The 25,154-nt window shown below is 63.6% G+C and carries 25 protein-coding genes and 2 pseudogenes; 10 read left to right on the top strand and 17 right to left on the bottom strand.

Annotated elements, in window-relative coordinates; translation table 11 throughout:
* Nucleotides 1–2 precede the first annotated feature (2 nt).
* Nucleotides 3–485: pseudogene (locus BGI01S_RS29490) on the top strand (SDR family NAD(P)-dependent oxidoreductase); the annotation flags it as partial.
* Nucleotides 486–515: 30 nt separating this feature from the next.
* On the opposite strand, the gene BGI01S_RS09735 reads toward BGI01S_RS29490, so the two are convergent.
* Nucleotides 516–794: a hypothetical protein gene (locus BGI01S_RS09735; protein WP_042324771.1), complete on the bottom strand. Its 279-nt coding sequence runs from the start codon at nucleotides 792–794 to the stop codon at nucleotides 516–518.
* Nucleotides 795–900: 106 nt separating this feature from the next.
* Here BGI01S_RS09735 and BGI01S_RS09730 point away from each other — a divergent pair, with 106 nt between their 5' ends.
* A complete protein-coding gene (locus BGI01S_RS09730; RefSeq protein ID WP_042324769.1) occupies nucleotides 901–1,785 on the top strand; it encodes a LysR family transcriptional regulator in 885 nt (294 codons plus the stop codon).
* A 271-nt stretch (nucleotides 1,786–2,056) separates the two neighbouring features.
* On the opposite strand, the gene BGI01S_RS09725 is transcribed toward BGI01S_RS09730, so the two are convergent.
* The 4 genes from BGI01S_RS09725 to BGI01S_RS09710 form a co-directional block, all read right to left on the bottom strand.
* Complete coding sequence (locus BGI01S_RS09725; protein ID WP_042324766.1) at nucleotides 2,057–2,800, bottom strand: amino acid ABC transporter ATP-binding protein; 744 nt, start codon at nucleotides 2,798–2,800, stop codon at nucleotides 2,057–2,059.
* 16 nt (nucleotides 2,801–2,816) lie between these two features.
* Complete coding sequence (locus BGI01S_RS09720; RefSeq protein ID WP_052400444.1) at nucleotides 2,817–3,950, bottom strand: amino acid ABC transporter permease; 1,134 nt, start codon at nucleotides 3,948–3,950, stop codon at nucleotides 2,817–2,819.
* 38 nt (nucleotides 3,951–3,988) lie between these two features.
* Nucleotides 3,989–4,864, bottom strand: coding sequence for an ABC transporter substrate-binding protein (locus BGI01S_RS09715; protein ID WP_232624418.1), 876 nt, complete (start codon nucleotides 4,862–4,864; stop codon nucleotides 3,989–3,991).
* A gap of 102 nt (nucleotides 4,865–4,966) precedes the next feature.
* Nucleotides 4,967–6,034, bottom strand: coding sequence for a TauD/TfdA family dioxygenase (locus tag BGI01S_RS09710; protein ID WP_042324760.1), 1,068 nt, complete (start codon nucleotides 6,032–6,034; stop codon nucleotides 4,967–4,969).
* A 477-nt stretch (nucleotides 6,035–6,511) separates the two neighbouring features.
* Here BGI01S_RS09710 and BGI01S_RS09705 point away from each other — a divergent pair, with 477 nt between their 5' ends.
* Nucleotides 6,512–6,700, top strand: coding sequence for a hypothetical protein (locus tag BGI01S_RS09705; protein ID WP_042324758.1), 189 nt, complete (start codon nucleotides 6,512–6,514; stop codon nucleotides 6,698–6,700).
* Between the two features lie 242 nt (nucleotides 6,701–6,942).
* Nucleotides 6,943–7,170: pseudogene (locus tag BGI01S_RS31025) on the top strand (hypothetical protein); the annotation flags it as partial.
* Between the two features lie 133 nt (nucleotides 7,171–7,303).
* Here BGI01S_RS31025 and BGI01S_RS09700 read toward each other — a convergent pair.
* The 3 genes from BGI01S_RS09700 to aroQ are packed head-to-tail and all read right to left on the bottom strand — an operon-like array spanning nucleotide 7,304 to nucleotide 10,074.
* On the bottom strand, nucleotides 7,304–8,671 hold the full coding sequence (locus BGI01S_RS09700) for an MFS transporter (protein ID WP_042324756.1): 1,368 nt from the start codon (nucleotides 8,669–8,671) through the stop codon (nucleotides 7,304–7,306).
* A 24-nt stretch (nucleotides 8,672–8,695) separates the two neighbouring features.
* The gene (locus BGI01S_RS09695) at nucleotides 8,696–9,622 is read right to left on the bottom strand and encodes a shikimate dehydrogenase (RefSeq protein ID WP_042324754.1); all 927 of its coding nucleotides are present in this window, start codon (nucleotides 9,620–9,622) and stop codon (nucleotides 8,696–8,698) included.
* Nucleotides 9,619–10,074: a type II 3-dehydroquinate dehydratase gene (gene aroQ, locus BGI01S_RS09690; RefSeq protein ID WP_042324752.1), complete on the bottom strand. Its 456-nt coding sequence runs from the start codon at nucleotides 10,072–10,074 to the stop codon at nucleotides 9,619–9,621. Before aroQ ends, BGI01S_RS09695 begins: the two co-directional genes overlap by 4 nt.
* A 341-nt stretch (nucleotides 10,075–10,415) precedes the next feature.
* Between aroQ and BGI01S_RS09685 the strand changes: the two genes are divergently transcribed.
* The 3 genes from BGI01S_RS09685 (at nucleotide 10,416) to BGI01S_RS09675 (ending at nucleotide 13,474) form a co-directional block, all read left to right on the top strand.
* Nucleotides 10,416–12,299: a bifunctional sugar phosphate isomerase/epimerase/4-hydroxyphenylpyruvate dioxygenase family protein gene (locus tag BGI01S_RS09685; RefSeq protein ID WP_042324749.1), complete on the top strand. Its 1,884-nt coding sequence runs from the start codon at nucleotides 10,416–10,418 to the stop codon at nucleotides 12,297–12,299.
* Nucleotides 12,300–12,716: 417 nt separating this feature from the next.
* The gene (locus BGI01S_RS09680) at nucleotides 12,717–13,049 is read left to right on the top strand and encodes a YdgH/BhsA/McbA family protein (RefSeq protein WP_042324747.1); all 333 of its coding nucleotides are present in this window, start codon (nucleotides 12,717–12,719) and stop codon (nucleotides 13,047–13,049) included.
* A gap of 164 nt (nucleotides 13,050–13,213) precedes the next feature.
* The gene (locus tag BGI01S_RS09675; RefSeq protein WP_042324745.1) at nucleotides 13,214–13,474 is read left to right on the top strand and encodes a hypothetical protein; all 261 of its coding nucleotides are present in this window, start codon (nucleotides 13,214–13,216) and stop codon (nucleotides 13,472–13,474) included.
* Between the two features lie 147 nt (nucleotides 13,475–13,621).
* On the opposite strand, the gene BGI01S_RS09670 is transcribed toward BGI01S_RS09675, so the two are convergent.
* The 6 genes from BGI01S_RS09670 to BGI01S_RS09645 form a co-directional block, all read right to left on the bottom strand.
* A complete protein-coding gene (locus BGI01S_RS09670; protein ID WP_042324743.1) occupies nucleotides 13,622–13,951 on the bottom strand; it encodes a hypothetical protein in 330 nt (109 codons plus the stop codon).
* Nucleotides 13,952–13,961: 10 nt separating this feature from the next.
* Nucleotides 13,962–14,729 (bottom strand): helix-turn-helix transcriptional regulator, encoded by a 768-nt coding sequence (locus tag BGI01S_RS09665; protein WP_042324740.1) that lies wholly within the window; start codon nucleotides 14,727–14,729, stop codon nucleotides 13,962–13,964.
* Between the two features lie 355 nt (nucleotides 14,730–15,084).
* Nucleotides 15,085–16,371, bottom strand: coding sequence for an FAD-dependent oxidoreductase (locus BGI01S_RS09660; RefSeq protein WP_042324738.1), 1,287 nt, complete (start codon nucleotides 16,369–16,371; stop codon nucleotides 15,085–15,087).
* Entirely contained in the window at nucleotides 16,368–16,643 is a 276-nt protein-coding gene (locus BGI01S_RS09655) for a (2Fe-2S)-binding protein (protein WP_042324737.1), read from the bottom strand. Before BGI01S_RS09655 ends, BGI01S_RS09660 begins: the two co-directional genes overlap by 4 nt.
* Nucleotides 16,640–17,776, bottom strand: coding sequence for an NAD(P)/FAD-dependent oxidoreductase (locus tag BGI01S_RS09650; RefSeq protein WP_042324735.1), 1,137 nt, complete (start codon nucleotides 17,774–17,776; stop codon nucleotides 16,640–16,642). Before BGI01S_RS09650 ends, BGI01S_RS09655 begins: the two co-directional genes overlap by 4 nt.
* A complete protein-coding gene (locus BGI01S_RS09645; RefSeq protein WP_042324733.1) occupies nucleotides 17,773–18,729 on the bottom strand; it encodes a 4-hydroxyproline epimerase in 957 nt (318 codons plus the stop codon). Before BGI01S_RS09645 ends, BGI01S_RS09650 begins: the two co-directional genes overlap by 4 nt.
* 358 nt (nucleotides 18,730–19,087) lie before the next feature.
* Between BGI01S_RS09645 and BGI01S_RS09640 the strand changes: the two genes are divergently transcribed.
* A complete protein-coding gene (locus BGI01S_RS09640; RefSeq protein ID WP_042324732.1) occupies nucleotides 19,088–19,993 on the top strand; it encodes a dihydrodipicolinate synthase family protein in 906 nt (301 codons plus the stop codon).
* Between the two features lie 11 nt (nucleotides 19,994–20,004).
* Here BGI01S_RS09640 and BGI01S_RS09635 read toward each other — a convergent pair whose 3' ends face one another.
* Entirely contained in the window at nucleotides 20,005–20,739 is a 735-nt protein-coding gene (locus tag BGI01S_RS09635) for a response regulator transcription factor (RefSeq protein WP_042324730.1), read from the bottom strand.
* Between the two features lie 370 nt (nucleotides 20,740–21,109).
* On the opposite strand from BGI01S_RS09635, the gene BGI01S_RS09630 reads away from it, so the two are divergent.
* Together BGI01S_RS09630 and BGI01S_RS09625 are read left to right on the top strand one after the other, a co-directional pair.
* The gene (locus tag BGI01S_RS09630) at nucleotides 21,110–22,411 is read left to right on the top strand and encodes an MFS transporter (RefSeq protein ID WP_042324728.1); all 1,302 of its coding nucleotides are present in this window, start codon (nucleotides 21,110–21,112) and stop codon (nucleotides 22,409–22,411) included.
* Between the two features lie 162 nt (nucleotides 22,412–22,573).
* Nucleotides 22,574–24,037: an MFS transporter gene (locus BGI01S_RS09625; protein ID WP_042324726.1), complete on the top strand. Its 1,464-nt coding sequence runs from the start codon at nucleotides 22,574–22,576 to the stop codon at nucleotides 24,035–24,037.
* Nucleotides 24,038–24,213: 176 nt separating this feature from the next.
* On the opposite strand, the gene BGI01S_RS09620 is transcribed toward BGI01S_RS09625, so the two are convergent.
* Complete coding sequence (locus tag BGI01S_RS09620) at nucleotides 24,214–24,486, bottom strand: hypothetical protein (protein WP_042324724.1); 273 nt, start codon at nucleotides 24,484–24,486, stop codon at nucleotides 24,214–24,216.
* A gap of 66 nt (nucleotides 24,487–24,552) precedes the next feature.
* Nucleotides 24,553–24,984 carry a DoxX family protein gene (locus BGI01S_RS09615; RefSeq protein ID WP_042324722.1) on the bottom strand — a complete coding sequence of 144 codons (432 nt, stop codon included), beginning with the start codon at nucleotides 24,982–24,984 and terminating at the stop codon, nucleotides 24,553–24,555.
* Nucleotides 24,985–25,154: the final 170 nt, after the last annotated feature.

Here is a 25,154-nt window from a genome sequence, read left to right as displayed (position 1 = left end):
TCGTCAACGTGTCGAGCAGCGTTGGGTCGCTGACGGCAAATTCGGACCCGGCTTTCGCCTACCGCGCGATTTTCGGCCCTGTCTACCCAGCCTCCAAGACGGCTCTCAACGCATTGACAGTCGCAATGGCAATCGAGCTGGAGCCTGAGGGGATCAGTGTCAACGCCGTCTCTCCGGGCTTTACCAGCACGAACCTCAACGGATATGCCGGCGCTGAGACTGTCGAGGAAGGCGCGCGCGAGGCGGTGCTCGTCGCACGGCTGGGCGCGGGCAGCCCGACAGGGAGGCTCACTCGCCGGGAAAACAAAACGATTCCCGTGGTGATGTCGTTTCGAGCGTGGAATCGGAACGGCGACGGATTGGGCCGGGTCGAAATGCCAACGATGCACGGGAGATGCAGGGTCGGCGCAGCGCCGCCTGCTTGCACTCCTCCTACGCGAAAACCTCGGCGGCAAATCCGTTGCGAGCAAGTCAGCCGGGCATAAAAGTTCTAACGACAAGTTGGCCTTTCCGGATCAGTTCGAGCAGGCTCGCATCTTCTCCACGAGCGCATCCTGCTCCGGGGAGAGCTGGAAAAAAGCTTCCATGAGTGAGTGTTCGTCATTCATCTTCTTTTCGAAACACACGTGATCCACGTCACGCATAGTCGCCGTGATATACAGTCCGGCGATGACTAGAAGCGTCACCAACAAGCCGGTGAGAGTCAACGCAGCGACCCATTTTTTCGCCTCCGCATCGATATCCGTTAACTGCCCATCTTCGTCGCTGTCGACGCTTTCCCTTGCATCAAGCATTCTTTATCTCCGGAGCCTGTGACCTCCGATCTTCGTTCCAGAGATAGAATATGAAAAGTTGAATTTCCTGAAATCGACGTTCAGTTTTTTCTAACTTACCACGCTGATGAGAGAGATTAGTCTGGACCGGCTGCGCACGTTGGTGACGATCGCAGACCTTCGTTCCTTTGCGGCCGCCGCGCGTGTCCTGCATCTGGCTGCGCCGACAGTCAGCCTTCACATCCAGGAACTGGAAGAGCGCATTGGTGCGCCGCTGCTGTCGCGCAAGCGCGGCCACGTTCAGCCCACCACAATCGGGGAATCTCTGCTGGAAAAAGCCCGGCACCTGCTGGCCGATGCCGGGCAGGCGCTGGACGACGTGCGGCGGCAAGTGCAGGGGCTTGGGGGCCGTGTACGACTTGGCGCGTCGACGGGCGCAATCGCACACCTCCTGCCCCAGGCTCTTGAAGTGTTGGCACAGCAACATCCTGCAATCGACGTCCAGGTTTCGGTGCTCACGTCGCAGAACACGCTCACCCGTCTCGCGGAAGGATCGCTGGATGTCGGACTGGTCGCGCTACCGCAACCCACGATGGCTGGCCTCGTGATCAAGCCGTGGCGCCGGGATCCTGTCATGGCCTTCATGCCGGCCCACTGGGAATGCCCAGCCCGCGTGACGCCCAGGTGGCTGACCAGCAAGCCTCTCATTCTCAATGACTCGACTACACGGCTGTCGCAACTGACCGCAGAGTGGTTCGCAGCGGGCGGTCATCATCCCGTGCCACGCATTCAGCTCAACTATAACGATGCGATCAAGAGTCTGGTCTCCGCGGGTTACGGCGCAGCGTTGTTGCCCCACGAGGCCACGACTCCATCGCCTGACCCGCGCATTGTCATGCGTGCGCTACGCCCGGCGCTGTGGCGCCGGCTCGGCGTTGCGCATCGCGCCGGCTGCGTTGAAAGTTCCACGCAACACGTACTCGATGTGTTGTGGGATCTGCGATTGATATAGAAATCGTCATCTGCCGCATCGTTCGCTCCGGTCAGGACAGAAACCTGCTGCATGCTTCGACGAATGAATGGCCGTCTGCAGGAAATTGGTAGCCCGAATTGGCCCACTTGCCGAAGTTCGTCATGGGGCCGGCTTCGGCCGCAAGGAGACGTTCACGTCGATACGACTACTTAAGCTTTGGGTTTCCGCTGCATTGCTGTATTGGGCTGACGCCGAGCAGGACTCCGAAGACTGCCACCGTAAAAGGCGCCTGAATGGCATAGCCTATCGGTCAGATGCGCTTGGCTTCCCGAATACTCTTGAGGAACGCGCGCGTCCTGTCGCGCGTCGGATCGCCAAAAATCTGCTCCGGTGGCCCTTCTTCATAAACGGCGCCATCGCACAGAAAGCATACCTTTGACGAAACCTCACGCGCAAAGCCCATCTCATGGGTCGCGAGCAGCATCGTCATGCCCTCACTCGCGAGATCTCGCACGATGTTCAGAACTTCGGAAACGAGTTCGGGGTCAAGTGCGGAGGTGATTTCGTCGAGCAACAGCACCATCGGATCCATCGCCAACGCGCGCACGATCGCCACGCGCTGCTGCTGTCCGCCCGACAACCGATCCGGATATTCCTTCGCCTTGTGCGCGAGGCCAATGCGCTTGAGCAGCGTCATCGCGCGTTCTTCCGCTTCGCCTTTCTCCTGTTTCAGAACGCGAATCGGAGCGAGCGTCACGTTCTCGAGAACGCTCATGTGCGGAAACAGGTTATAGCCCTGAAACACGATGCCGATGTCTCGACGCAATGCATCCACGTCAACGCCGGGACCGGTGATCCGGTCCCCGTGGACCAGTATTTCGCCGTCATCGATCAACTCGAGACCGTTGATACAACGTAGTAGCGTCGACTTCCCCGACCCTGACGGCCCGATCAGGCACACGACGTCATGCTCGCCGACCGTCATCGCGAGCCGCTTGATAACCGGCACCGCACCGTACGATTTCGAAATGTCGCGAATGTCGATAAACGACATGGAATCTCCCTCAAGCTTAGCCCGCACGCATACGAGCGCGATCGCGCCGCATCATTCGCTCGACAAATCTCGTTTGCGGAATCGACACGACAATGAAAAGCAGAGCCACCGTGCTGACAGCGGAAAGATTGTAGTAATTCGACGCAATCAACATCGACTGATTGAATGAATCGATCACACCCACGACAGACACCAGCGCCGTATCTTTCTGCAACGAGATAAAAGAATTGAGCAGTGGCGGAATGATCTGCCGGATCCCCTGCGGAACGATGACAAAGCGCAACGTCTGGAAATGGGAGAGGCCAAGCGAACGCGCTGCGGCGCTCTGGCTCCAGTGAATGCTCAGAATGCCGGCGCGATAAATCTCCGCGACGTAAGCGCCCACGGTCAACGTCAATGCGACGATGACGAAGACCGTCAGCGAAAAATCCTTCAGCACGGGTATGCCGGTCAACGGAATACCGAAACCGACGAGATAGATCACCAGCACCGCGGGTACCGCGCGGAAGATATCGATGTACGCGGTGGCGATCAGGCGAATCGGTTTGCCGGCGACACCGGGCGCGAACATAGCGAGCGCGACGATCAACCCCCAGATCAATACCAGGACTTCCGTAATGATGGAGATCTTGACGTTCATCCAGAAAGCAGCGAGTACCAATGGGAATGTCTTCACCATCAGGGGTACCAGGAAGAACGTCTTGGCTACCGCCTGATGGTTGACCAGAAAGAACTGAAAGACGAGGATCACGACCAGCTGCGCCAATGCATATCCCAACGCGACAAAGCACTGGTCCCGAGCCCCCGAGCGGGCGCTACGCGCTTCCGCGAGATCCTCATTCGCAACCGCATCGCGAATACGGCCACACGCTCTGATCGCCCGGACCACCGGCAACACGATCGCGATCGCAAGCAACGCGAGAACCACGGCGATCGCATTGACCCACGCGCCATCGAAATGAGCCGCCAGACAGGCGGCTCGCATGACAGCAACCGTGTACCAACTTCCCAATACGACGGCAGCGACCGCCGCGATCGATGCGAGCAGCAATGATGTGGGCGCAGACGGCATGCCCCCCATTCTCAAGCGGCGCCCACTGCCCGCGGGGGCCGGCATGACGTCGCTTGTCTGTCGCGTTGCATTGCTCATAGTTCAGGCTCGTTGGGTGGGATGCCGGGTTGGGTCGCTTAGGGGTTCAGCACCGGCACTTTGGTGGGATCCGCACCGAGTTCCGGCGTCAGGTACTTGGTGGTCAGCTTCTCCAGCGTGCCGTCCTTCTTCATCCCGTCGATCAGCTGGTTGAATGCCGCCAGATTCGGCGAATCCTTGTTGACCAGTCCGCCCCATTTTTCACCGGTATCGAAACGCCCAACGACTTCCAATGCGCCATTCGAGTTCTTCGCGCGCAGAAGAACGTTCGGCGTATCGTAGACCACAGCGTCGACTTGTCCCGCGGCAAGCGCCGTGTACATCGACGGCGGATCGTTGAATACCTTCGGCTGCTCGGCGGGTTTTACTTTTTCGACAATGTAATCGTAAGCAGTGGTGCCGCGCTCAACCGCATAGCGAAGCTTGCCGAGACTCTTCTTGTCGACCTTGGTGCCGGCTTTGACCAGGATCCCCTGATCTGAATTGAAGTACGGCACAGTGAAATTCACCACCTGCTTGCGCGGCTCGGTGATAGTGATTTCGCTCAGCGCGATATCGAATCCCTGCGATTGTCCAGTCAGAATCTGCTGAAAGGACCGGGGCACCAGAACCACTCGATCGAGTCCCGCGCGATAAGCCATGTTGGCGGCCATGCAGTACTCGAATCCGTCCTTGATCGTGTCGGGAGAATCGCCATTCCACCAGCCTGGCACGCCGAGAACCGGCCGCACCGACAGCGTGCCTGGAACGGCGGTCGTCAATTTGACGGAGCCCTTTTGTCCCGTTACTTCGCAATTGCCAAAGTCCTGCGCGCCGAATGTGGTGGCGGTGACGGCACTCAAAGCGACGCAAACCGCCGCCCGATAAAGCCACGTTCCACGTTTTTCTGTAAGAGGCATACTGCTTTGCGACACGTTAGTCTCCTCAATTGTGGGTTATTGCATCTTCAACGACTGGCGACACGTCGACAGCTTACCGAGTACTGCGGAACCGCGAGATCGGGAGAAGCCCTGCGCTCAACTCATGCAAGGTGTCGCGGGCTGCGCAATACCGCCATGAGGCATGCCACCCGATATATCGCCCCAGAGGATTGCATGATCTTCAGGCAACGCGCGCGAATTGGGTACCGACAACCAGAGCCTCATCAGCATCCGATCCTGGCCGGTCGTCGCGTCGTCCTTGAAAGCCGTACGCCCGTGATACACGATATGGTTGTTGAGAAGCTGGATGTCCCCAGGCGCGAATCGCATTTCGAAACACTGCTCCTGAGCGAGTTGCAGAAGCATTCGCAAAGCTTCGTGCTCGGCATCGGTCAGTTTGCGCACATTCGAAAGCAATTGCGCATTCTCGATGTAGGTCAGCGAAAAGTGACTCGTGAGTTTGCCGTCCCGGACCCCGAAAACCGGCAGATCATAGGTCACGTACTGGCCGCCGGCTTCTTCCCCGAAACGGCTACGCGGAATGGGTTTGCACAGCAGCGCATGCAGATCCGGCCGGCGCTTTAGCATTTCGTTGTAGACGGTCGCGCTGCTTGCGAGCTTGCTGACGCCGCCTTCCGATGCCTGCCGCACGCAAAGCAATCCGACTACGTCGCAGCGGTCTGTGTGAAAGCGCAGTTCTCCGGGCGACAAGGTGCGCGCGCCCGACGATAGAAATTCCTTACCCGATGCGTCCACGGTCGCCCCATACAGTTTGGCGCCGACACCCGCACCTTCGTCTTTGATCTCGCGCATCAATTCGCCGCGGCGATTCTGGAACATCGGCGTGCCAAGATAATGGCCCAGTGCATACCAGATGCGGCGCAACTGTTCCTGGTCGTAGCGACTGACATCGAGGCCGCGGACTTTCACCATCCCGGAGCCGTTTTCGAGTTCTTCGCGCACGTCGTCGAAGAAGGCCTTTGAACTGGGCAGCGGGAAATTATCGCGGTTGACGCCGGTCCAGTCGATATCGGCCGACTTGCCGACGGCAATGTCGATCTCGTCCAGCACCGCTGGCGGAAAGTCCTTGACCCACCGAGCATTCTCGTACATTTCGACACCGTTCCACACACACGCACCTTGCAGGTAATCGGCGGATGACATGGGTTCTCCAAAGTGATTAGACTTCAGCAGTTATTGCCCCTGAGTCCATGATGCGTTTCGAACGGGTGCAACTGCCGCGTTGCAGGGTTGTATATACAAGAGATGCAAGATAAGTCGCGGCTAGTTTTCCTTCAAGCGTTTCTCGTAAGAATGCGGGCAAACACCTATCTGGCGCGGCGCCCCGCACGTGGGCATCGGAACGACGGCGGACTTTCGTTGCTTGGCGACGATTAGCGTGTTCCGGACCCGCGCTTCGATGAACCTCCAACAACACTATGCAATGCGGAAAAGGCACTGCGTGCACTGTGCACGCAGTCGGCCGGGTGCGATAAGCGGACATTCGCGTCCGAGGTGTGAAGGTCTGAAACGCGTGGCGGCTTCGGCCGGTGAACGTTGAGATCGATCGCCACGACAACGCCCGCCGTCTCCCACGCGGTGCTAGACTGAATAGCCGTTCGCCAGATTTGGAGGTTGAAAATGACCAGCGCTTACGTTGTCAAAACCGGCGAAAAGTTTCTTTGCAGCGCGGAGGATGGCGACATTGGCCTCGCGCCGGAGATAAAAGAAGCGAAGCGCTTTCTTTCCCGTGAAGAAGCCGAAGAAGCGGCGAATAAGTACGCTGATTCTGGATACGAAATAGTCGCTTTCGACGTCACTGACCGTTGACTCGGTGTTGATTTCCACCGAGTCTTAACCGCGAACGACACCAACTTCCCGCGAATGACGATTTTGGACGCGGCGGCATAGTGACCAGTTGCTACCGTCGCGTCTCACCCCCTGAATGACTGCTTCTACGACCGTCGCATTTTCACTCGGTAGTGGACTATTCACATTTCAGGATCGAGTGACCGAATAGGTCGATTTCGGACCTCCGCGGTTTCCGATCTCGGGCACCCGGCTGGTACCGGATGGAGCGGCATGAGCCACCAAGGTCCGTCAGCCGTCTACGCACCATACCCCGGCCCATCAGAAATCAACCGGCTTCGCGTCAACCAGTAGATGCACTCCAGTACGAAAAGCTCGTCCTACCAGCGTTCGATTTATGCGACCGGCAGGCGGGTCAACTAGACACCTTGATCGCCCTCGCGTCCTCAATAGTTAGAAATCCTGCCGTTACGCGCGACGAAAGAAAGCGCGATCACGTTGCCCCCAACCACCCCGCAACAACCATCCACCCCCCAGCACTAAATGACCAAATAAAAAACGGGACGTGGCCCACGCCACGTCCCGTTTTTTTTCATCGACCGAATAAAAAGAACTAAAACCCGTTCAATCCACCAGTACGATCCGCTTGATATCGCCAACGATAAAGATGTACGACAGCGCGCCAATCAAAGCGACCGCGCCGATAAACACCAGCGCACCAACGAACGACCCGGTCGCCGCAACAATGAAGCCCACCACTAGCGGCGTAATGATCCCAGCCAGGTTGGCGGCGAAGTTGAAGATGCCGCCGGTCACCCCGAGCAGCCCTTCGGGCGCGATGTCCGACACCAGCGTCCAGCCGAGCGCAGCCATCCCTTGCGCGAAGAACGCCACCGACAGAATCGCGATCACCACCACGTTGCTCTCGACATAGTTCGCGAGAATGATCGTCGACGCGAGCAGCAGGCCGGCGATGATCGGCAGCTTGCGCGCGACATTCGCCGACTTGCCGCGACGCAGCAGCCAGTCCGAGAACACGCCGCCGAACATCACGCCGATCGACGCCGCGATGAACGGCATGATCGCGAAGAAGCCGATCTTCAGCCACGCCATGTGACGCTCGGTGGCGAGGTACGTCGGGAACCACGTGAGGAAGAACACCAGCGTCGAGTTGCCGGCGAACTGGCCGAGGCAGATCCCCGTCAGTTGACGATGCTTGAGCAGACGCCCAATGGTGCGCCATTCGAAGCCGCTCTTCGCGGGAGCCGCAGCCGCCGCTGCATTCGCGCTCTTCTTGCGTTGCGTGAGACCGCCGCCCGCTTCGATGTAGTCGAGTTCTTCCTGGTTGGCCGACGGATGCTCATGCGGTTCGCGATAGAACATCCACCAGATCAGACCGAACACGATGCCCACGCCGCCCACCACGTAGAACAGCGAGCGCCAGCCGAACGCGCCCATCAGCATAAACAGGAACGGGCTGAAAAACGCGAGGCCGATATATTCGCCGACGGTATAGGTGCCAGTCGCCATCGCGCGTTCGCTCTGCGGGAACCAGGTCGCCACCACGCGGCTATTGGTCGGAAAGCATGGCGCCTCCGACACGCCGAGGCCCAGACGAAACGCGAACAATCCGCCGATGCCGTGCACGAGCCCTTGCGCGAGCGTGCACAGCGACCAGAACGTCATCGACAGAAAGTAGGTCAGCTTGCTGCCAAAGCGGTCGAGAAACAGACCGCCCGGAATTTGCGCGGCCACGTAGCTCCATGAAAAGACGGAGAACAGCAGGCCCATCATCGCGGCGTTGATGCCGAGCTCTTTCGTCAACTGCGGCGCCGCGATGCCGAGCACCGTGCGGTCCAGATAGTTGATCATCGTGCCGACTGCAAGCAGTCCGAGAATCTGATAGCGGGCCTTCGAGCGGCGCGTGCCGCCGATCGCGGCGCCGTTCTGATGCGGCGTGCCGGAAGAACTGGATTGAATCGGTTGCGACATGTCGGGCTTGTCTCCTCGCTCTGGTTATTTTTGCAACAACGACTGGAAGTGCGTGTACACGCGTTCGGCGTCCGGCTCGAGCCCCGTGAAGATGCGCATCGCGTCGACCGCCTGATACACCGCCATGCCGCCGCCGCTCAACGTGCGGCAGCCGAGCGCTTCGGCCGCCTGCAACAGCGCGGTGCGGATGGGGAAGTAAACGATGTCCGCGACCCACAGATCGCGGTGCAGCAATTCGACCGGCAACGGCAGACCGGGCAATTTCGCCATGCCGGTGGGCGTCGCGTGAATCAGACCGTTGGCCGCGGCGAGCGACTCCTTGAGGTCGGTGCCCGCGCTGACCGTGCTGGCCGGGAAGCGCTTTTGCAATTCATCGGCGAGCGATGCGGCGCGCGTGGCGTCCACGTCGAATAGCGTGAGCGACTTCGCGCCCATCTGCAGCGCCGCGTGCGCGACCGCCGCGCCCGCGCCGCCCGCGCCGAGTTGCACGACGCGTTCGAGCGACACGTCCGGCAAGCCACGCTGGAACGCGCGCGCGAAACCGGACCAGTCGGTGTTGTGGCCGATGCGCTTGCCGTCCTTGAACAGCACGGTGTTGACCGCGCCGAGTGCGCGCGCGTCGTCGGACAGTTCGTCGAGCAGCGGAATCACCGCCTGCTTGCACGGATACGTGATGTTCAGACCGTTGAAGCCCATGCGCTCGGCGGCGGTCAGCAGGTCCGGCAGCGCGGCGGCGTCGAGCTTCAACGCCTCCAGATCGATGCGGCGGTACACGTAGTGCAGGCCGAGCTTGCTGCCCTCTTCCTCGTGCATGGCCGGCGTCAGCGAGCCGCTAATGCCCGAACCGATCAGACCGACGAGATACGAATGCGGGGTAGCCTGTGAGCTGGCCAATGCATTCGCCGGGACGCTTACGCGCGAGTCCGGTTGTGAGTTCGCTTGTACGTTCATTTCGCCGCCCTATTCTTAAGAATGGTCGCCATCCGCTCCAACGCGAAGACGTAGCCCTGTGTGCCGCAACCGACGATGATCGCCTCCGCCACCGCCGACACATACGAGTGATGGCGGAACGCCTCGCGGCGATGCACGTTCGAGATATGCACTTCGACGACCGGCTTGTCGATCGCGGACAGTGCGTCGGCAATCGCCACCGACGTATGCGTGTAAGCGGCCGGATTGATCACGATGCCGTCGACCTTGGTGCGCGCAGCATGCAGCCAGTCGATCAGTTGATGCTCGGCGTTCGACTGGCAGAAGTCGACCGCAAGGCCGAGGCGCTCGCCCGCGTCGCGGCAGAGTTTCGCCACATCGTCGAGCGTTTCCGCGCCGTAGATGGCCGGCTCGCGCGTGCCGAGCAGATTGAGATTCGGTCCGTTGAGGACCAGGACGGAGGCAAAACTCATGACGACTCCTGCAAAGTAAGGCACGCAGCGCACCACACCATCGCGTGGCTGCTTCACGACGTGGAACGAAGTGTGCACCCATTGGCGCGTGTCGTCATTGGGGGTTTCTACGAATTTGTACCATCTAGTTAGTTTGTATAGACTGGCGAAACTTCCGTTAGAGTGGGTAATTCTGGCCTGCGTCTTGCGGATGCACGTGATGGACCCGCCTGCTTCTCGCATTGCAGCATGTCTTGCGGCAGACGCATGCAAGGCAAACGTATGCAAGCGCCGAACGCGGCGCGCCGGCCATTACGCGTATTCTTCAACTGTCGTTCTGACTGTTTTTGCAGGAGCCGTTCATGCAACGTTCGATTGCCACCGTATCGATTAGCGGAACCCTCGTCGAGAAGTTGACCGCGATCCGGGCGGCGGGCTTCGAAGGCGTCGAGATCTTCGAGAACGATCTGCTCTATTTCGACGGCTCTCCCGCCGACGTGCGTCGCATCGCCGACGATCTCGGGCTGAAGATCATGCTGTTCCAGCCGTTCCGCGATTTCGACGGGGTGAGTCCGGAGCGTCTCGAACGCAATCTCGACCGCGCGAAACGCAAGTTCGACGTGATGCACGAACTCGGCACGGACCGCATTCTGGTGTGCAGCAATGTGTCGCCGGACACCATCGGCGACGATGCGCTGATGATCGATCAACTCGGCGCGCTGGCCCGCGCGGCTGAAGCGGCCGGCGTGATCGCCGGCTACGAGGCGCTCGCGTGGGGCAAGCATGTGAAGACTTACCGCCACGCGTGGAAGCTCGTCGATGCGGTGAACCATCCTAATCTCGGGCTCGTGCTCGACAGTTTTCATACGCTTTCACTGAACGATACGGTCGACGCGATCGCCGACATTCCGGGCGATCGCATCGCGTTCGTGCAGATCGCCGATGCGCCGAAGCTCGCGATGGACGTGCTCGAATGGAGCCGCCACTACCGTTGCTTCCCAGGTCAGGGCGATTTCGATCTGGCGAACTTCACCGCGCAAGTCGTGAAAACCGGCTACCAAGGCCCGCTGTCGCTGGAGATTTTCAACGACGGCTTTCGCGCCGCCCCCACCACGATCACGGCCGCGGACGGCCACCGCTCGCTGCTATTCCTCGAAGAGCAGACCCGCGCGTTGCTCGAAACGACGCAGCAGCCGGTCGGCGACCTGTATCGCTCGCCGGCGGCGCCCGCGCACGTCGGCTATCAATTCCTCGAATTCGCGGTCGATCATACGACGCGCGCGCAACTCGTCGACTGGCTCGGCAAGCTGCGCTTTCGCCAGGCCGGCCAGCATCGTTCGAAAGACGTGACGCTGTTCCAGCATGGCGCGGCGTCGATCGTGCTGAACGCGGAGCCGGATTCGTTCGCGAACGCGTTCTTCCAGCAGCATGGTTTGTCGCTGTGCGCGTCGGCGTTTCGCGTGGACGACGCCAACCAGGCGTTCGAGCGCGCGGCCGGCTTCGGCTACGCGCCGTTCTCCGGCCAGATCGGCCCGAACGAGCGGGTGCTGCCCGCCGTGCAGGCGCCCGACAGCAGCCTGAACTATTTCGTCGACGAAACGCCGGATCAGCCCACGCTATTCGAAGCCGACTTCGTTCTCACCGACGTCAACGGTCCGACCGAAGTCGGCCCGCTGTCGCGCATCGATCATGTGTGCCTGTCGGTGCCGGCGAATTCGCTGGATACGTGGGTGCTGTTCCTGCGCACCGCGCTAGGCTTCCAGGCGGAGCCGGGCGTGCTGGTGCCGGACCCGTACGGCCTCGTGCGCAGCCGCGCGCTGCGCAGCCACGACGGGTCGGTGCGGATCGTGCTGAACGCATCGGTCGATCACCACACGGCGGTGGCCGAGGCGCTGCACACGTATCACGGCTCCGGCCTGAACCACGTCGCGTTCAGCACCGGCGATATCTTCAGCGCGATTCCCGAATTCGTTGCGGACGGCCTGCCAGTGTTGCGCATTCCACGTAATTACTACGAGGACCTCGCCGCGCGTTACGCGTTGCCGGACGACATGCTGGAGGCGCTGCGCGTCAACAACATCCTGTACGACCGCGACGAGCGCGGCGGCGAGTTTTTCCACGCTTACACGGAACAGCTGGATCAGCGCTTCTTCATGGAGATCGTCGAGCGGCGCGGCGGTTACGACGGTTACGGCGCGGCCAACGCGGCGGTGCGGCTCGCCGCGCAGGCGCAGCGGCGCAAGTAGGCGGATTTCGGCGACGCGGGAAGCCGTTCCTGCGTTTGCCGGAACCCGGCGGCTACGACGGTTACGGCGCGGCTAACGCGGCGGTGCGGCTCGCCGCGCAGGCGCAGCGGCGCAAGTAGCGCGGATTTCGGCGACGCGGGAAGCCGTTCCCGCGTTTGCCGGAACTTCGGGCCACTCGCGCGAGTCTCGGGCAGATACAGCGGTTCCAGCCGTTCCGTTTTTAACCGTTTTATCGGTTCGGCCGCCTCGATTGGCCCGTCGTGCCCCGCCCCTCAGGCACGCCACATGCGACCCCGGCTCGGGCATCCGCGCCGCCCCCGATATAATGGCGCCTGATTTTGCGGCCCACGTCGCGCGGCTGCGCCATGTGCGGGGCGTCGCATCCACCCGTCGGCCGAATGAAACGCCAGGAGAGTTATGAAGAAGTTTGCCGTAGTCCTGTCAGTTCCCCTGCTCCTCAGCGCTTGCGCGTACTTCCAGAAGAATCCGGATGCTGGCGAGCCCGTCACCGACACCGCCACGCAGCGCTCCGTCGACGACGTGGTCGCCTGCCTGACCCAGGTCGCCACCAAACACAACGCCGCGTTCAAATCCACGGCGATCCCGCAAGGCCAGATGCTCGACTTCGGCGACTCGAACATCATCAAGGTACGTAGCGACAATGGCGCGACGACTTACCGTTTCTATGCGGGCAAGCGTCACGTCAGCAACCTGTGGCTCGAATCGGCCGGCAAAACCTGCGCCCCATAAGGGTCGGTGGCGTAAGGGCGTGTAAGCGGGACGATCAGCGGACATGCGAAAAGTTGTCCCATTGCAATCTTCATGTCACGGTATTACGGGACAATGACTCTTAAGAATCGTTTAAGACTTCGTCCGCATGATCCCCCGGACACGACCCGCACGAGGTGCGCACCATGAACCAAGCCGAACACAACACGAACGACACGCCTGCGCCGGCCAAGCGTCCCACCATGCTGCGCCGTCTGCTGAGCCACCACGAACTGGCGACGCTGCTGCTGTTGCTGCATGCGCCGATCGACGCGTCCGCGAAACCCGAGATTCCGCGGCTTCACGAAGCCGGCCTGATCGAAACGGTTTCCGGCGACGCCGGTTCGTCGCACATCCGTCTGACGAGCGAGGGCAACGCGGTGCTGCGCGGGCTCGGCGTCAAGTAACGCGAGCCGTCCGAGGCCACCGGCTCGCGCGCCCGCGCAGAAGTCCCACGGTCCCGGGCTCGACCCGCTTCGGCCCCTTGCGCGCCAGGCAAGCACTACACAAGCAGTCCGTGCCAACATCCAGCACGCCGCAACACTCCACCCGCCTCACGCCTGCCACACGCCGTATCCCGCTTCGCGCAGGCCGATCGCCAGTTCCACTTCCATATCCTGTGCGCCCCGGTAAGGCATGGGATTGAACACGTCGTACAGCTCAGGCACGAGACGCAAGCCGTAATCGCGCACATAGCGGTTGGCCTGAATGCCGGCCTTATGCCGGTCGAAGCGCAAGTCGGGGTCCAGTCCCGTCATCCCCACGTACACGCAGGGTTTGTCGAACCGGTAGTCCGGATTCGCGCGGCGAAAGCGCGCCTCGTTCCAGACCGCGTCGTCCAGCGCGACGACGTACACGTAGTAGTGGTGCCTGCGACGAACCATGTGCGGCGGCTCAGCTCCGAGCTGTGCCGTGTAGCAGCATCCGGTATTCGCTCGGCGTGACGCCGACGGTCGCTTTGAATTGCCGCGTGAATGCGCTGTGGTCGGTGTAGCCGCACAGCGCGGCGACGTCGGTGACCTTGTCGTGCGAAACCAGCAATGCGGTAGCCGCGTCCAGACGCGTTTTCAGTAGCACCTGGCGCGGGGTCAGGTGAAACACCTTGTGAAAATAGCGCTCCAGTTGCGCGACGGACATATCCGCCATCGCGGCAAGCTGCTTCAGATTCAACGGCTGCACGTAGTTTTCCTGGATCGACTGAACGACCGCCGCAAGCCGGCTGTAGGCCGGGTGGCTGCTCTCGTCGGCTTTCAGATCGCGGGAAATACCGGCGAGCCCGACCACCTTGCCCGCCGGGTCCCGCAGCGGTTGCTTGCACGTGAGGCACCAGCCGGGCTGCCGGCCGGGATACAGATGCAGTTCCAGTTGATCGAGCATCTGACTGCCGACGCCGATGATCGCCTTGTCCTGCGCCGTATAGATGCGCCCGAAGCGGCGCGGGAACACGTCCTCGGCGGTCTTGCCGAGGAGCGCGGCCTTTTCCTTGAAGCCGCAGCGCGAAGCCAGCGTGCGGTTGACGAGCGCGTAGCGCGCATCGGCATCCTTCACGAAGAACACGACGTCCGGCATCGCGTCGAACACCGGCTCCAGCAACCTGAAGTGCGACAGCATGGCGGACAGCGTTGCGTCGTCCGGTTCGAGCGGATGAGCCAGCGTGTTCATCGTGCGTGGTCTCCCGTGGGTCCGTTGGGTCGTTGGTCCGTGGCCGGAAAGGTGTGCGCGCGAATCGCGACGCCGGCGCGGCATGAGCGGCTGGCGCGCGCGGCCGGTGCGTGCATTCGCGCGCGGCCGGTCGATTATAGAGCGGCGCGTCGGCGGCCAATATCGGTATCCTTCCGGCACGGCGGGCCAAGGCGTGCGAGCGGGAGCGGGAGCGTCGTTCGACCGTCGGGCGCGGCGGCGGCCGGCCGAAGTACACACGGGCTACCGCATCGCAGATTCGTCCGTGACACGCGCCCATGCGGGCGCGGTCGTGCAGGTTCGCCTCGCACATTGCGTGCGAGCGGGAGCGGGAGCGTCACTCCACCGCCGGCGGCTCCGCGCCAGCCGTCATCAACGTGCCGATTTGTGCCGGACTGAACGGCGGGCGCGGTGTGGCCGGCGGCCAGCCGAAGTACACGCTCGCAGCCGTGCCGCAGATTCGTCCCTGGCAGGCGCCCATGCCGCAGCGCGTCTGCAGTTTGGCCTCACGCCAGTCGGCGCAGCCGCGCACTTCGCCGATGCTCACGTCTTCGCAACGGCAAAGCAACGTGGCGTCGGCGGGAGGCGTGCGTGCGGCGTCGCGCAATGCGAAGGCTGCGTCGACGCGCCGGCCGAAGCGGCGCCAGCGCGCCCGCTTTGCATGCAGCGCGACGCGCGTTGCCGCAGCCGCCCCGCTCGCCGCGAGCCCGGCGATCTCGCCTTCGACACACGCCAGTTCCGCGCCGCCGATGCCGGTGCATTCCCCCGCCGCGAACACGGATTCGACCGACGTGCGTTGCTCGCCGTCGACGACGATCTCGGCCGCGTCGTTGATCGCGCAGCCGAGCGCCTGAGCGAGCGTGATGTTCGGCACGAGTCCATAGCCGCACGCGACGCGCTCGCAATCGAGCGTCACCTCCGCCCCGCCGCCACGTTGAATAATGGCTCGCTGCACGCGGCCCGCGCCCTGCACCTCTCGCACGATACTGCCGGTCCAGTAACGCAGTCCCACGAACCCGCGCGTCAGATCGAGCGCCTGCCGCAGCTTCGCAGGCTCGCCCAGCAGCGACGCGCCGAAGCGTGCGACCGCGAACGCCGGTGACTGCTCGACCACGGCCACCACCCGCGCACCAGCCGCGCGCGCGGTGGCGAGCGCGGCGATCAGCAACGGACCGCTGCCGGCGATCACGATCCGCTCGTCCCGCACCGGCATGCCGCCTTTGATGAGCGCCTGCAATGCGCCGGCGCCGGTCACGCCGGGCAGCGTCCAGCCGGCGAACGGCAGAAGCCGTTCACGCGCGCCGGTCGCGAGAATGAGCCGGTCATAGCGGATGCACACGCCGCCGTCTTCCCCCGATTCGAGCAGCAGCCCGCGCGAAGCCAGCGGCGCGATCACGCGAGTCGACGGCCAGTGGGTGAATCCGCTGTGCGTGTTCAGCGCACCAAGCAGTGCACGCAGCGGCGCTTGCGCCGGATGCCCCGGACCTTGTCGCCAGATCTGGCCGCCCGCGCGCGGATTGTCGTCGAGCAGCGCGACCGTGGCGCCCTCGCGCGCCGCCGCGTGCGCGGCGTTCAAGCCGGCCGGACCGCCGCCGACCACGACAATGTCGAAGTGTTGCGTCATCGCGCGTCCTCAGGGTCGTGCGTGCGGACGACCTGGCCTGCGCGGCACAGCGTCTGACAGGCGAGCGCGTGCGCGCGGCCGTCGATCGTCACGCGGCACTCCTGGCACACGCCCATGCCGCACAGCGCGCCGCGACACTCGCCGCTAACCGAGCGCCGCGAGCCGCTCACGCCCGCGATGACAAGCGCCGCCGCCACGGTCGTGCCGGGTTCGACGTCGATGGTTTGGCTGTTTATCGTCAAACGGATGCGGGCCGCGTCGGTGGCGATCATGGGCTACCTGCCTGGCGAAACCGGTCGGCGAAACGCACCGGCAAATAAGGCTCGGCGGGAATCGGCGCGGCGCTCCCCGCGATCTGCGCGGCGAGCAGCCGGGCGGTGCCGAGCGACGTCGTCACGCCCAGCCCTTCGTGACCGACCGCGAGCCACACACCGGGCGCGAACTCGCCAGCGGGCCCAATCAGCGGCAGCCCGTCCGGCGACGCCGCGCGAAAGCCGGTCCACGCGCGAATGCCGTTGAGCGTCGGCAGCACCGGCAGATAGCGCGCGGCGCGTTGCAGCATCCGCGCGAGCACGGGCATCTCGACCGCGGGATCGGTGGTGTCGAACTGGCGCGACGAGCCGATCAGCAATTGCCCCGTGGGCCGCGCCTGCGCATTGAACGCAACCGACGTGCCGGCCGCATGATGCGCGCTTTTGATATAGCCGAGTTCGAGCAATTGATGACGGATCAGTCCAGGATAGCGGTCGGTGATCAGCAAATGACCCTTCTTCGGCTCCAGGGGTAACAGCGGCACGAGTTGCCGCGCGCCCAGACCATTCGCCACGATCACATGCGCAGCGCGGACGCGCTCGCCGTCGGCCAAGGTAACGCCGCTCGCGTCGACCGAAGCGACCGGCGTCGCGAGCCGCACGCGGATGTTGGCGGCGTGAGGCGATTGCGTCAGCAGCCAATCGGCGACGGTGGGCGCGTACACGATGCTGTCGTGCTCGATCCGCAAGCCACCGGCCATCGACGCCGCCAATGCCGGCTCGCAGTCGCGCAGTGCGGCCGCGTCCAGCAGTTGCGCGACGACCCCCTGCGCGTCGAACGCCGCCTGCATCGCGCGGGCGGCTTGTTGCTCTTCGTCGTCGGCGGCGACCCATAGCGTGCCGCAACGCGCGAACGCGTCGCGCGTGCGCAACTGCGGCGCGAGTTGCAACCACAAGTCGCGCGAATAGCGGCTCAACGCGAACTCGGCAGGCGAGTCGTTCATCACGACGATATGGCCCATGCCCGCCGCCGTCGCGCCGCCGCCGATACGCTGCGCGTCGAGCACCTCGACCCGCATGCCGAGCGCGGCCAGTTCCGCCGCGCACGCAGCGCCGACAATGCCGGCTCCGACGATCACCGCGTCCGCGCTCATGCCGTGCGAATGCCCCACGCGAACGGATCGCGTTCGTCGAAACAGAGCCGCCCTTCCGCGATGATGTGCGCGTGGCCGGTGATGGTCGGAATCACCGAGATGCCGTCGCCCGCATCGCGATAGCTCGCTTCGAACACGCTGCCGATGATGCTCTCCTGGCGCCACACCGCGCCTTCGGCCAGTTTGCCGTCGGCCGCGAGACACGCGACTTTCGCGCTCGTGCCGGTGCCGCACGGCGAGCGGTCGTACGCATTGCCGGGACACAGCACGAAGCTGCGACTGTCGATGCCGTCGCGCGAACCGGGTCCGAAAAGCTCGATGTGGTCGATCAGCGCGCCGTCCGCGCCGGTGATGCGCTGCGCGATCAGCGCGTCGCGTATCGCCGAGCTGAAGGCGGTCAACTCGCCGATTTGCGCGGCATCCAGCGCGTGCCCATGATCGGCGACCAGAAAAAACCAGTTGCCGCCCCAGCCGATATCGCCCGTCAACGCGCCGTAGCCCGGCACGTCGACCCGCACCGCCGCGCGATAGCGATAGGCCGGCACGTTGCGCACGGCGACGCTGCTGTCGTCGTTGAGCGTCGCCTCGACCAAGCCGACCGGCGTCTCGATCCGATGACGCCCCGGCCCGATCCGTCCCATGTGCGCGAGCGATACGACGAGCCCGATCGTGCCGTGTCCGCACATGCCGAGATAGCCGACGTTGTTGAAGAAGATCACGCCGGCCGCGCAGGTGGGGTCGTCCGGCTCGCACAGCAGCGCGCCCACTACCACGTCCGAGCCGCGCGGTTCGGTGACGATGCCCGCGCGCCAGTCGTCGAAGCGCGTGCGCAAGACGTCGAGCCGTTGCGCAAGCGAGCCGCCGCCGAGGTCCGGCCCGCCGGACACCACGAGGCGGGTCGGTTCACCGCCGGTGTGCGAGTCGATGATGTTCAAGGTTTTCATGACGCACATGGTAGGAACGGCGGCCGTTCGGGTCTTGGTGTGCGTGCGCGTCGATTGTGACGATTTCGGCATAGGCGCGGCGAGATGTCGTGCGCTCGCCAGAACGCAAAACGTGTGCGTTGCACGGGTTCGATCAACACTCATCGAACATCGGCGCGAGCCCGGCTTGACGCCTGTGCTCATGCGTCGCCGGCCATCGCGCAGATCGCCGCGAACGTGCTCTTGTGAGTGATTCAAGCGATACGGTATGTTGCAGCGGGCCATTCGACTGTGCCGAAATCGTCATCCGGCACGCGCGATTCGCGCAAGACGCCGACATTTTCCCTGCTTACACTGCGCTTCGACACATACACTCAGGAGAGCAGTCGTGGCGCATATCTGGGAAGGCGTATTGCCCGCAGTCACCACCAAGTTCCACGCGGATTTCAGCATAGACCGCGCATGGACCGGCAAGAACATCGAAGCGCAGATCGACGCGGGTGTGGACGGCATCATCGTGTGCGGCTCGCTGGGTGAAGCGTCGACATTGTCGCTCGACGAAAAGCTGCAGGTGCTCGACATTGCCGTCGACGCCGCGCGCGGTCGCGTGCCAGTGCTGTTGACGATCGCCGAAAACAGCACGCTCGACGCCTGCCGCCAGGCCGAAGCCGGGGCCAAACATGGCGCGGCCGGTTACATGGTGCTGCCGGGGCTGCGCTATCTGTCGGATCGCCGCGAGACGCTCAACCATTTCCGCAGCGTCGCCGACGCAAGCGCCTTGCCGCTGATGATCTACAACAATCCGCTCGCTTATGGCGTCGACATGACGCCCGGGATGTTCGCGGAAATCGCCGACGAGAAGAAGATCGTCGCGATCAAGGAATCATGCGGCGACGTGCGGCGCGTGACGGACCTGATCAACGCGGTCGGCGACCGCTTCGCGATTCTGTGCGGCGTCGACAACCTCGCAATGGAAGCGATGCTGATGGGCGCGCATGGCTGGGTGGCCGGCCTGGTGTGCGCGTTTCCGCACGAGACGGTGGCGATCTACAAGCTGCTGAAAGCGGGACGCCTCGAGGAAGCTCGCGCGATCTACCGCTGGTTCGCGCCGTTGCTGGCGCTCGACGTATCGGCGAAACTCGTGCAGAACATCAAGCTGGCGGAGACGATTGTGGGTCTCGGCACCGAGCCGGTACGGCCGCCGCGTCTGCCGCTGGTGGGCGACGAGCGCAAGGCGGTCGACGCGCTGATCCGTCACGCGATCGAAACCCGGCCGACGCTGCCGGCCCTCTAAGGAGACTAGCCTCAGGCGGCCTGCTTCTGCGCGTCGGCGGCGTCGACGTCGGTTTCGCCCTGGCGCAGATGCAGCAACCGGTAGCCGCTCTTATAAACCGGTTGCAGACGGAATTCGTTTTGCGGTTCGATCTCGAGCAGCAGGCGCAAGCGCGACACATGACTGTCGATCGTGCGGGTGAATTCGCGGAACTCGCGGCCCCACACCATCGCGAAGATGTGATCGCGCGACATCACGCGGCCGATGTTGGAAAAGAACAGCGCCGCGAGCCGGTACTGCGTGCCCGACAGCGGCACCGGCTGGCCGCGCAGCATGACGAGCTGCCGGCGCGTGTCGAAATGGTAGGGCCCGACGTTGAAGCTCGCGGTGCTGAAACGATCCGGATACGCGCGCCGCAGCAACGCCGCGACGCGCTCGCGAAACTCGGCGGCGCGCAACGGCAGCGCGACGTAGTCGTCCGCGCCGTTGGTGAACGCGCGCACCGCGCTCTCCTCCGACGTGTCGTTCGACGCGAACATGACCGGCAGGCGATCGCCGCCGATGCCGCGCACCGACCTCAGCACTTCGGAACCGGACAGGCGCGTGCCCTGCCAGTCCAGCACGAGCAGATCCACCGTGGACCGGGCGAGCGCTTTGGACATGGCGAGGCCATCGTCATACACCACGCAGGTATGGCCGGCCTTCAAGAGGGCTTGTTCGATCGATAGACGCATGACCGGGTCACGCTGAAGGACAGCAACACGCATGGACGACTCTCAACGGGGTAGCTGGGACGCCATTCTCAGAGGCGCTCTGTTTCTATCCCATAGGAGCAATCCGAATTTGCATGTTCATTGCATTGCGGCAGACATCTTGACTCAGTGAGGGACCACCTGGTCGAGCGTCGAGAAAAACAGTCCGAGCGCACTTTCCTCCATCTAATTAAGCACTTCCCGAGGCGAGCGGCTTTCATCCTGTAAAATCCCGGCCTGGCCCAAGTCGTCATCGCGCTTGCCCTACCCGGGCGGCGCGCCGGTGTCCCGTGCTCTACCCAGCGCTTGCCACACTTCTCGCCCGACGACCGCCGTATTTCCACGCGCTACGTGTGGCTTCCCATTCCAAAACAACGACATAGCAATGCAAGCGACAAATCTGGGTGGAGCGCAGGCTGTCACCCCACGCCCTCTTGGGCGCAGCGACTACAAGACGCTCGGCCTCGCCGCGCTCGGCGGGGCGCTCGAGTTTTACGACTTCATCATCTTCGTGTTCTTCGCGCCGGCGATCGGTCAGCTGTTCTTCCCGGCCGCGATGCCCGACTGGCTGCGTCAGGTGCAGACCTTCGGCATCTTCGCCGCGGGTTATCTGGCGCGGCCGCTCGGCGGCATCATCATGGCCCACTTCGGCGACCTGTTCGGCCGCAAGCGCATGTTCACGCTGAGCGTGCTGCTGATGTCGGTGCCGACGCTGCTGATGGGCCTGCTGCCCACTTACGCGAGCATCGGCGTGCTGGCGCCGGTGCTGCTGCTGTTGTTCCGCGTGATGCAGGGCGCGGCGGTCGGCGGTGAAGTGCCGGGCGCGTGGGTGTTCGTCTCCGAGCACGTGCCGCAGCGGCACATCGGCTATGCGTGCGGCACGCTGACGGCCGGCCTCACGGCGGGCATTCTGCTCGGCTCGCTGATCGCGTCGGCGGTGAACCGCCACTTCGCGCCGGAGGAAATCTCCGCGTACGCGTGGCGCATTCCGTTCCTGCTGGGCGGCGTGTTCGGCATGTTCTCCGTCTATCTGCGCCGCTGGCTGCATGAGACACCGGTGTTCGCCGAGCTCAAGCAACGCAAGGCGATCGCCGCGGAAGTGCCGCTCAAGGCCGTGCTGCGCGACCATGGCCGCGCGGTGATCGTGTCGATGCTGCTGACGTGGATGCTGTCGGCTGCGATCGTCGTCGTGATTCTGATGACGCCGACGCTCCTGCAGAAGCAGTTTCATATCGCGCCCGCCACCGCGTTGCTGGCGAACTGCGTGGCGACGCTGTGCCTGACGATCGGCTGCGTGATGGCGGGCGCGATCGCCGGGCGCATCGGCGCGGGACGTACGATTTTCATCGGCGGCCTCGCGTTGGCCGTGACCTACTACGTGATGTTCCAGCAACTCGCGGTCGATACCTCGGCGCTGGTGCCGCTGTATGCGCTGGCGGGGCTGTTCGTCGGGGTGATCGGCGCGATTCCGTTCGTGATGGTCAAGGCGTTTCCGCCGGTCGTGCGCTTCTCGGGCATTTCGTTCTCGTATAACGTCGCGTATGCGGTGTTCGGCGGACTCACGCCGATCGCGGTTTCGCTGATGATGAAGTCCAATCCGATGGCCGCGCCGATGTATGTCGGGGCAGTCTGCATTCTCGGCGCGTTGACGACGCTGTTCATCAAGGACGCGCCGCGCGCGCGTTGAACGGGTGGGTTGATTAAGCTGTGATGAGACGGCGCTCCTTCGGGGGCGCCGTTTTTGTTTCCGCTGTAATTCGCAGTCCTTGCGTTCAAACCTGCCCCGCCGACATCCACACTTCACGCCGCCCCGAAACATCGGGCGCTACATGGGCCTACGATGTATCCCATGAACACATCAACGTCCCCTCTTTCGCCCGCGCTCGGCCGCGTTCTTGCGACCGTCAGCGTCGGTTTCGTCGTCACGCAACTCGACGTCACCATCGTCAACATCGCGTTGCCGCAAATCGGCGCGAGCCTGAAAGCGAACGTCGCCGGTCTGCAATGGGTGGTCGATGCCTATACGCTCGCGTTCGCGGTGCTGATGCTGTCGGCCGGCGTGCTCGGCGACCGCTTCGGCGCGCGGCGCATGTATGCGGCCGGGATCGTGCTGTTTGCGTTCGCGTCGCTCGCCTGCGGTCTCGCGCCCGAAGCTCCGATGCTGGTCGGCGCGCGCGCGTTGCAGGGCGTCGGCGCCGCCGCAATGCTGCCGAACTCGCTGGCCTTGCTCAATCAGTCGTACGGACACGATCCCAAACTGCGGGCGCGCGCGGTCGGCTTGTGGACCGCCGCGGGCGCGGTGTCGATTGCGGCCGGACCGGTTGTCGGCGGCCTGCTGATCGCGGCATTCGGCTGGCGCAGCATCTTTCTCGTCAATCTGCCGATTTGCGCAGCCGGTCTGGCGGCGACCCTGCTCTGGGTGCCGCGGCCGCAGACCGAGCGCCGTCGCGCGCAAGCCGCCGACCCGCGCGGCATCGACCTCAGCGGCCAGGCCCTCGCGATCGTCGCGCTGACCGCCTTCGTCGCGGCGGTGATCGAGTGGCGGCCGTTGGGACTGAGCCACCCGCTCGTGGCCGGAGGCTTTGTTGTCGCGCTGCTCGCGGCCGCCGCGTTCGTCGCCGTGGAAGCGCGTGTCGCGGCGCCGATGCTGCCGCTTTCGCTGTTCGGAACGCGCACGTTCAGCGCGGCGGTGCTGTTCGGCATCTGCGTGAATCTGACTTACTACGGGATGGTGTTCGTGCTGAGTCTTTATCTGCAGCGCGTGCGCGGCTATACGCCGTTGCAGGCGGGGCTCGCGTTTCTGCCGTTGACGGGCGGCCTCCTGCTGTCGAACGTGGTGAGCGGGTGGGTGGTCGGCCGCTTCGGCGTGCGCGTGCCGATGATCCTCGGCGCCATCACGGCCGGACTCGGCTACGGCCTGCTGCATCGGGTCGACGCCGCCACGCCGTTGCTCGGTCTGCTGCTGCCGTTCCTGCTGATTCCATCGGGCATGGGCCTCGCAGTCCCGGCGATGACCACGGCTGTCCTCGCATCGACCGACGCGCAACGCGCAGGCACCGCGTCGGCCGTGTTGAACACTGCGCGGCAAGCGGGCGGCGCGGTGGGCGTGGCCGCTTTCGGCGCGCTCGCGAGCGGCGCGGCGGCCGCGCAGATCGTCGCCGGCATGCAGGCCGCGACCGCGATCTCGGTCGGCTTGCTGGTCGCGGGCGGTGTGTTGAGCTGCCTCGTGCATCCGGAGCCGCATGCGTCGGTTGCGGACTCCCACGAGAATGCGCGTGAGCGGGACTCGACGCGTATCGGTGAATCACGCTGAGGGCTGTGCGTCGTTGCGTCGTTAGGCCGTGGCCGTGATAGCCGGTACGTGCGTGGAAAAAACAACCCCCGCGATGCTTGCGCACAGCGGGGGGGGTGTCATGGATGACGACGTGGTTTGCAAGGTCACGCAGCGGGCGTCAGGTCGCAGTTAGCAGCGCGCCGACGCCGCTGCGCTCATAGCGTCGCCTCCTGAATCGCGCCGGTATCGATCGCGCGTTCGATCAGTCCTTCGCTTTGCGCCTTGGTGATAGCGTCGGCGATCAGTTTCTCCGGCTCCTCGATTTCAGCCTTGATCGTGCTGATGAAGCCGGATGCATCCAGAACCACCAGCGTCTTCGCCGAATCGGCGAGGCTGATGATCACGCGATGCGGCGTGGGCCCTTCGCCGAGACTGGCGCACAACTGCGTGACCTTGCCACCGATAGTTTGCTCGAAAGTTTGAATCATTATGTGCTCCCTTGATTACACCCAGAATCGAAAGCGACGGCACCGGCTAGCGCACCGCGTGCCGCATCAGAGACTGAGGCCGCCGCGCGGCGCGCGTGCGCCGTCGACGCTCAGGCGCCCCGCGCCGGTCACGAACAGCAGCAGAAAACCACCGGCGATGCCGATGTTCTTCCAGAAGTGAATCACCATGTCGCGCTGCAAGGCGGGGTCGACGACATTCCAGAAATCGTGCCCCAGCACCGCGGTCGCCACCGTGTACACCGCCAGGATCAGCGCGAGCGGACGTACCTTGAAGCCGACGATCAGCAGCAGGCCGCCGAGCACTTCGACCGCGGTTGCAATCGGCGCGGCGACCTGCACGAACGGCACGCCCTTCGAATGCAGATAGCCGACAAAGCCCGCATAACCCAGCAGCTTCATCACACCACCCCACAGAAACAGCACGGCAAGGGCGATACGTGCAACGAAAATAACGCCGGAATCGACGGGACGCGTCATGAGGCACTCCTGTAAATGAATAAGCAGCAGACCCGCTCGAGCAGCGGCAGTTCCCCACATTGCACCTGAGCATATGTGCAATGGCCGCCTTTTCCAAGCTCGGGCGGGATTGCGCGGCGCGATACGCGCCGGGTCGCGAAGACGAACGCCGTGTCCCGGCGCGCCGCGAA

Source organism: Paraburkholderia ginsengisoli NBRC 100965 (assembly GCF_000739735.1).
Classification (GTDB): Bacteria; Pseudomonadota; Gammaproteobacteria; order Burkholderiales; family Burkholderiaceae; genus Paraburkholderia; species Paraburkholderia ginsengisoli.
The sequence above is the reverse complement of the archived record's forward strand: the minus strand, read 5'-3'. Positions and strand labels throughout refer to the sequence as shown.

What these genes read in the sequence shown, in the direction of transcription:
- BGI01S_RS09735 (WP_042324771.1), bottom strand. Translation starts at nt 794, where the DNA reads ATGCTTGATGCAAGGGAAAGCGTCGACAGCGACGAAGATGGGCAGTTA.
- BGI01S_RS09730 (WP_042324769.1), top strand. Translation starts at nt 901, where the DNA reads ATGAGAGAGATTAGTCTGGACCGGCTGCGCACGTTGGTGACGATCGCA.
- BGI01S_RS09725 (WP_042324766.1), bottom strand. Translation starts at nt 2,800, where the DNA reads ATGTCGTTTATCGACATTCGCGACATTTCGAAATCGTACGGTGCGGTG.
- BGI01S_RS09720 (WP_052400444.1), bottom strand. Translation starts at nt 3,950, where the DNA reads ATGAGCAATGCAACGCGACAGACAAGCGACGTCATGCCGGCCCCCGCG.
- BGI01S_RS09710 (WP_042324760.1), bottom strand. Translation starts at nt 6,034, where the DNA reads ATGTCATCCGCCGATTACCTGCAAGGTGCGTGTGTGTGGAACGGTGTC.
- BGI01S_RS09705 (WP_042324758.1), top strand. Translation starts at nt 6,512, where the DNA reads ATGACCAGCGCTTACGTTGTCAAAACCGGCGAAAAGTTTCTTTGCAGC.
- BGI01S_RS09700 (WP_042324756.1), bottom strand. Translation starts at nt 8,671, where the DNA reads ATGTCGCAACCGATTCAATCCAGTTCTTCCGGCACGCCGCATCAGAAC.
- BGI01S_RS09695 (WP_042324754.1), bottom strand. Translation starts at nt 9,622, where the DNA reads ATGAACGTACAAGCGAACTCACAACCGGACTCGCGCGTAAGCGTCCCG.
- aroQ (WP_042324752.1), bottom strand. Translation starts at nt 10,074, where the DNA reads ATGAGTTTTGCCTCCGTCCTGGTCCTCAACGGACCGAATCTCAATCTG.
- BGI01S_RS09685 (WP_042324749.1), top strand. Translation starts at nt 10,416, where the DNA reads ATGCAACGTTCGATTGCCACCGTATCGATTAGCGGAACCCTCGTCGAG.
- BGI01S_RS09680 (WP_042324747.1), top strand. Translation starts at nt 12,717, where the DNA reads ATGAAGAAGTTTGCCGTAGTCCTGTCAGTTCCCCTGCTCCTCAGCGCT.
- BGI01S_RS09675 (WP_042324745.1), top strand. Translation starts at nt 13,214, where the DNA reads ATGAACCAAGCCGAACACAACACGAACGACACGCCTGCGCCGGCCAAG.
- BGI01S_RS09670 (WP_042324743.1), bottom strand. Translation starts at nt 13,951, where the DNA reads ATGGTTCGTCGCAGGCACCACTACTACGTGTACGTCGTCGCGCTGGAC.
- BGI01S_RS09665 (WP_042324740.1), bottom strand. Translation starts at nt 14,729, where the DNA reads ATGAACACGCTGGCTCATCCGCTCGAACCGGACGACGCAACGCTGTCC.
- BGI01S_RS09660 (WP_042324738.1), bottom strand. Translation starts at nt 16,371, where the DNA reads ATGACGCAACACTTCGACATTGTCGTGGTCGGCGGCGGTCCGGCCGGC.
- BGI01S_RS09655 (WP_042324737.1), bottom strand. Translation starts at nt 16,643, where the DNA reads ATGATCGCCACCGACGCGGCCCGCATCCGTTTGACGATAAACAGCCAA.
- BGI01S_RS09650 (WP_042324735.1), bottom strand. Translation starts at nt 17,776, where the DNA reads ATGAGCGCGGACGCGGTGATCGTCGGAGCCGGCATTGTCGGCGCTGCG.
- BGI01S_RS09645 (WP_042324733.1), bottom strand. Translation starts at nt 18,729, where the DNA reads ATGTGCGTCATGAAAACCTTGAACATCATCGACTCGCACACCGGCGGT.
- BGI01S_RS09635 (WP_042324730.1), bottom strand. Translation starts at nt 20,739, where the DNA reads ATGCGTGTTGCTGTCCTTCAGCGTGACCCGGTCATGCGTCTATCGATC.
- BGI01S_RS09630 (WP_042324728.1), top strand. Translation starts at nt 21,110, where the DNA reads ATGCAAGCGACAAATCTGGGTGGAGCGCAGGCTGTCACCCCACGCCCT.
- BGI01S_RS09625 (WP_042324726.1), top strand. Translation starts at nt 22,574, where the DNA reads ATGAACACATCAACGTCCCCTCTTTCGCCCGCGCTCGGCCGCGTTCTT.
- BGI01S_RS09620 (WP_042324724.1), bottom strand. Translation starts at nt 24,486, where the DNA reads ATGATTCAAACTTTCGAGCAAACTATCGGTGGCAAGGTCACGCAGTTG.
- BGI01S_RS09615 (WP_042324722.1), bottom strand. Translation starts at nt 24,984, where the DNA reads ATGACGCGTCCCGTCGATTCCGGCGTTATTTTCGTTGCACGTATCGCC.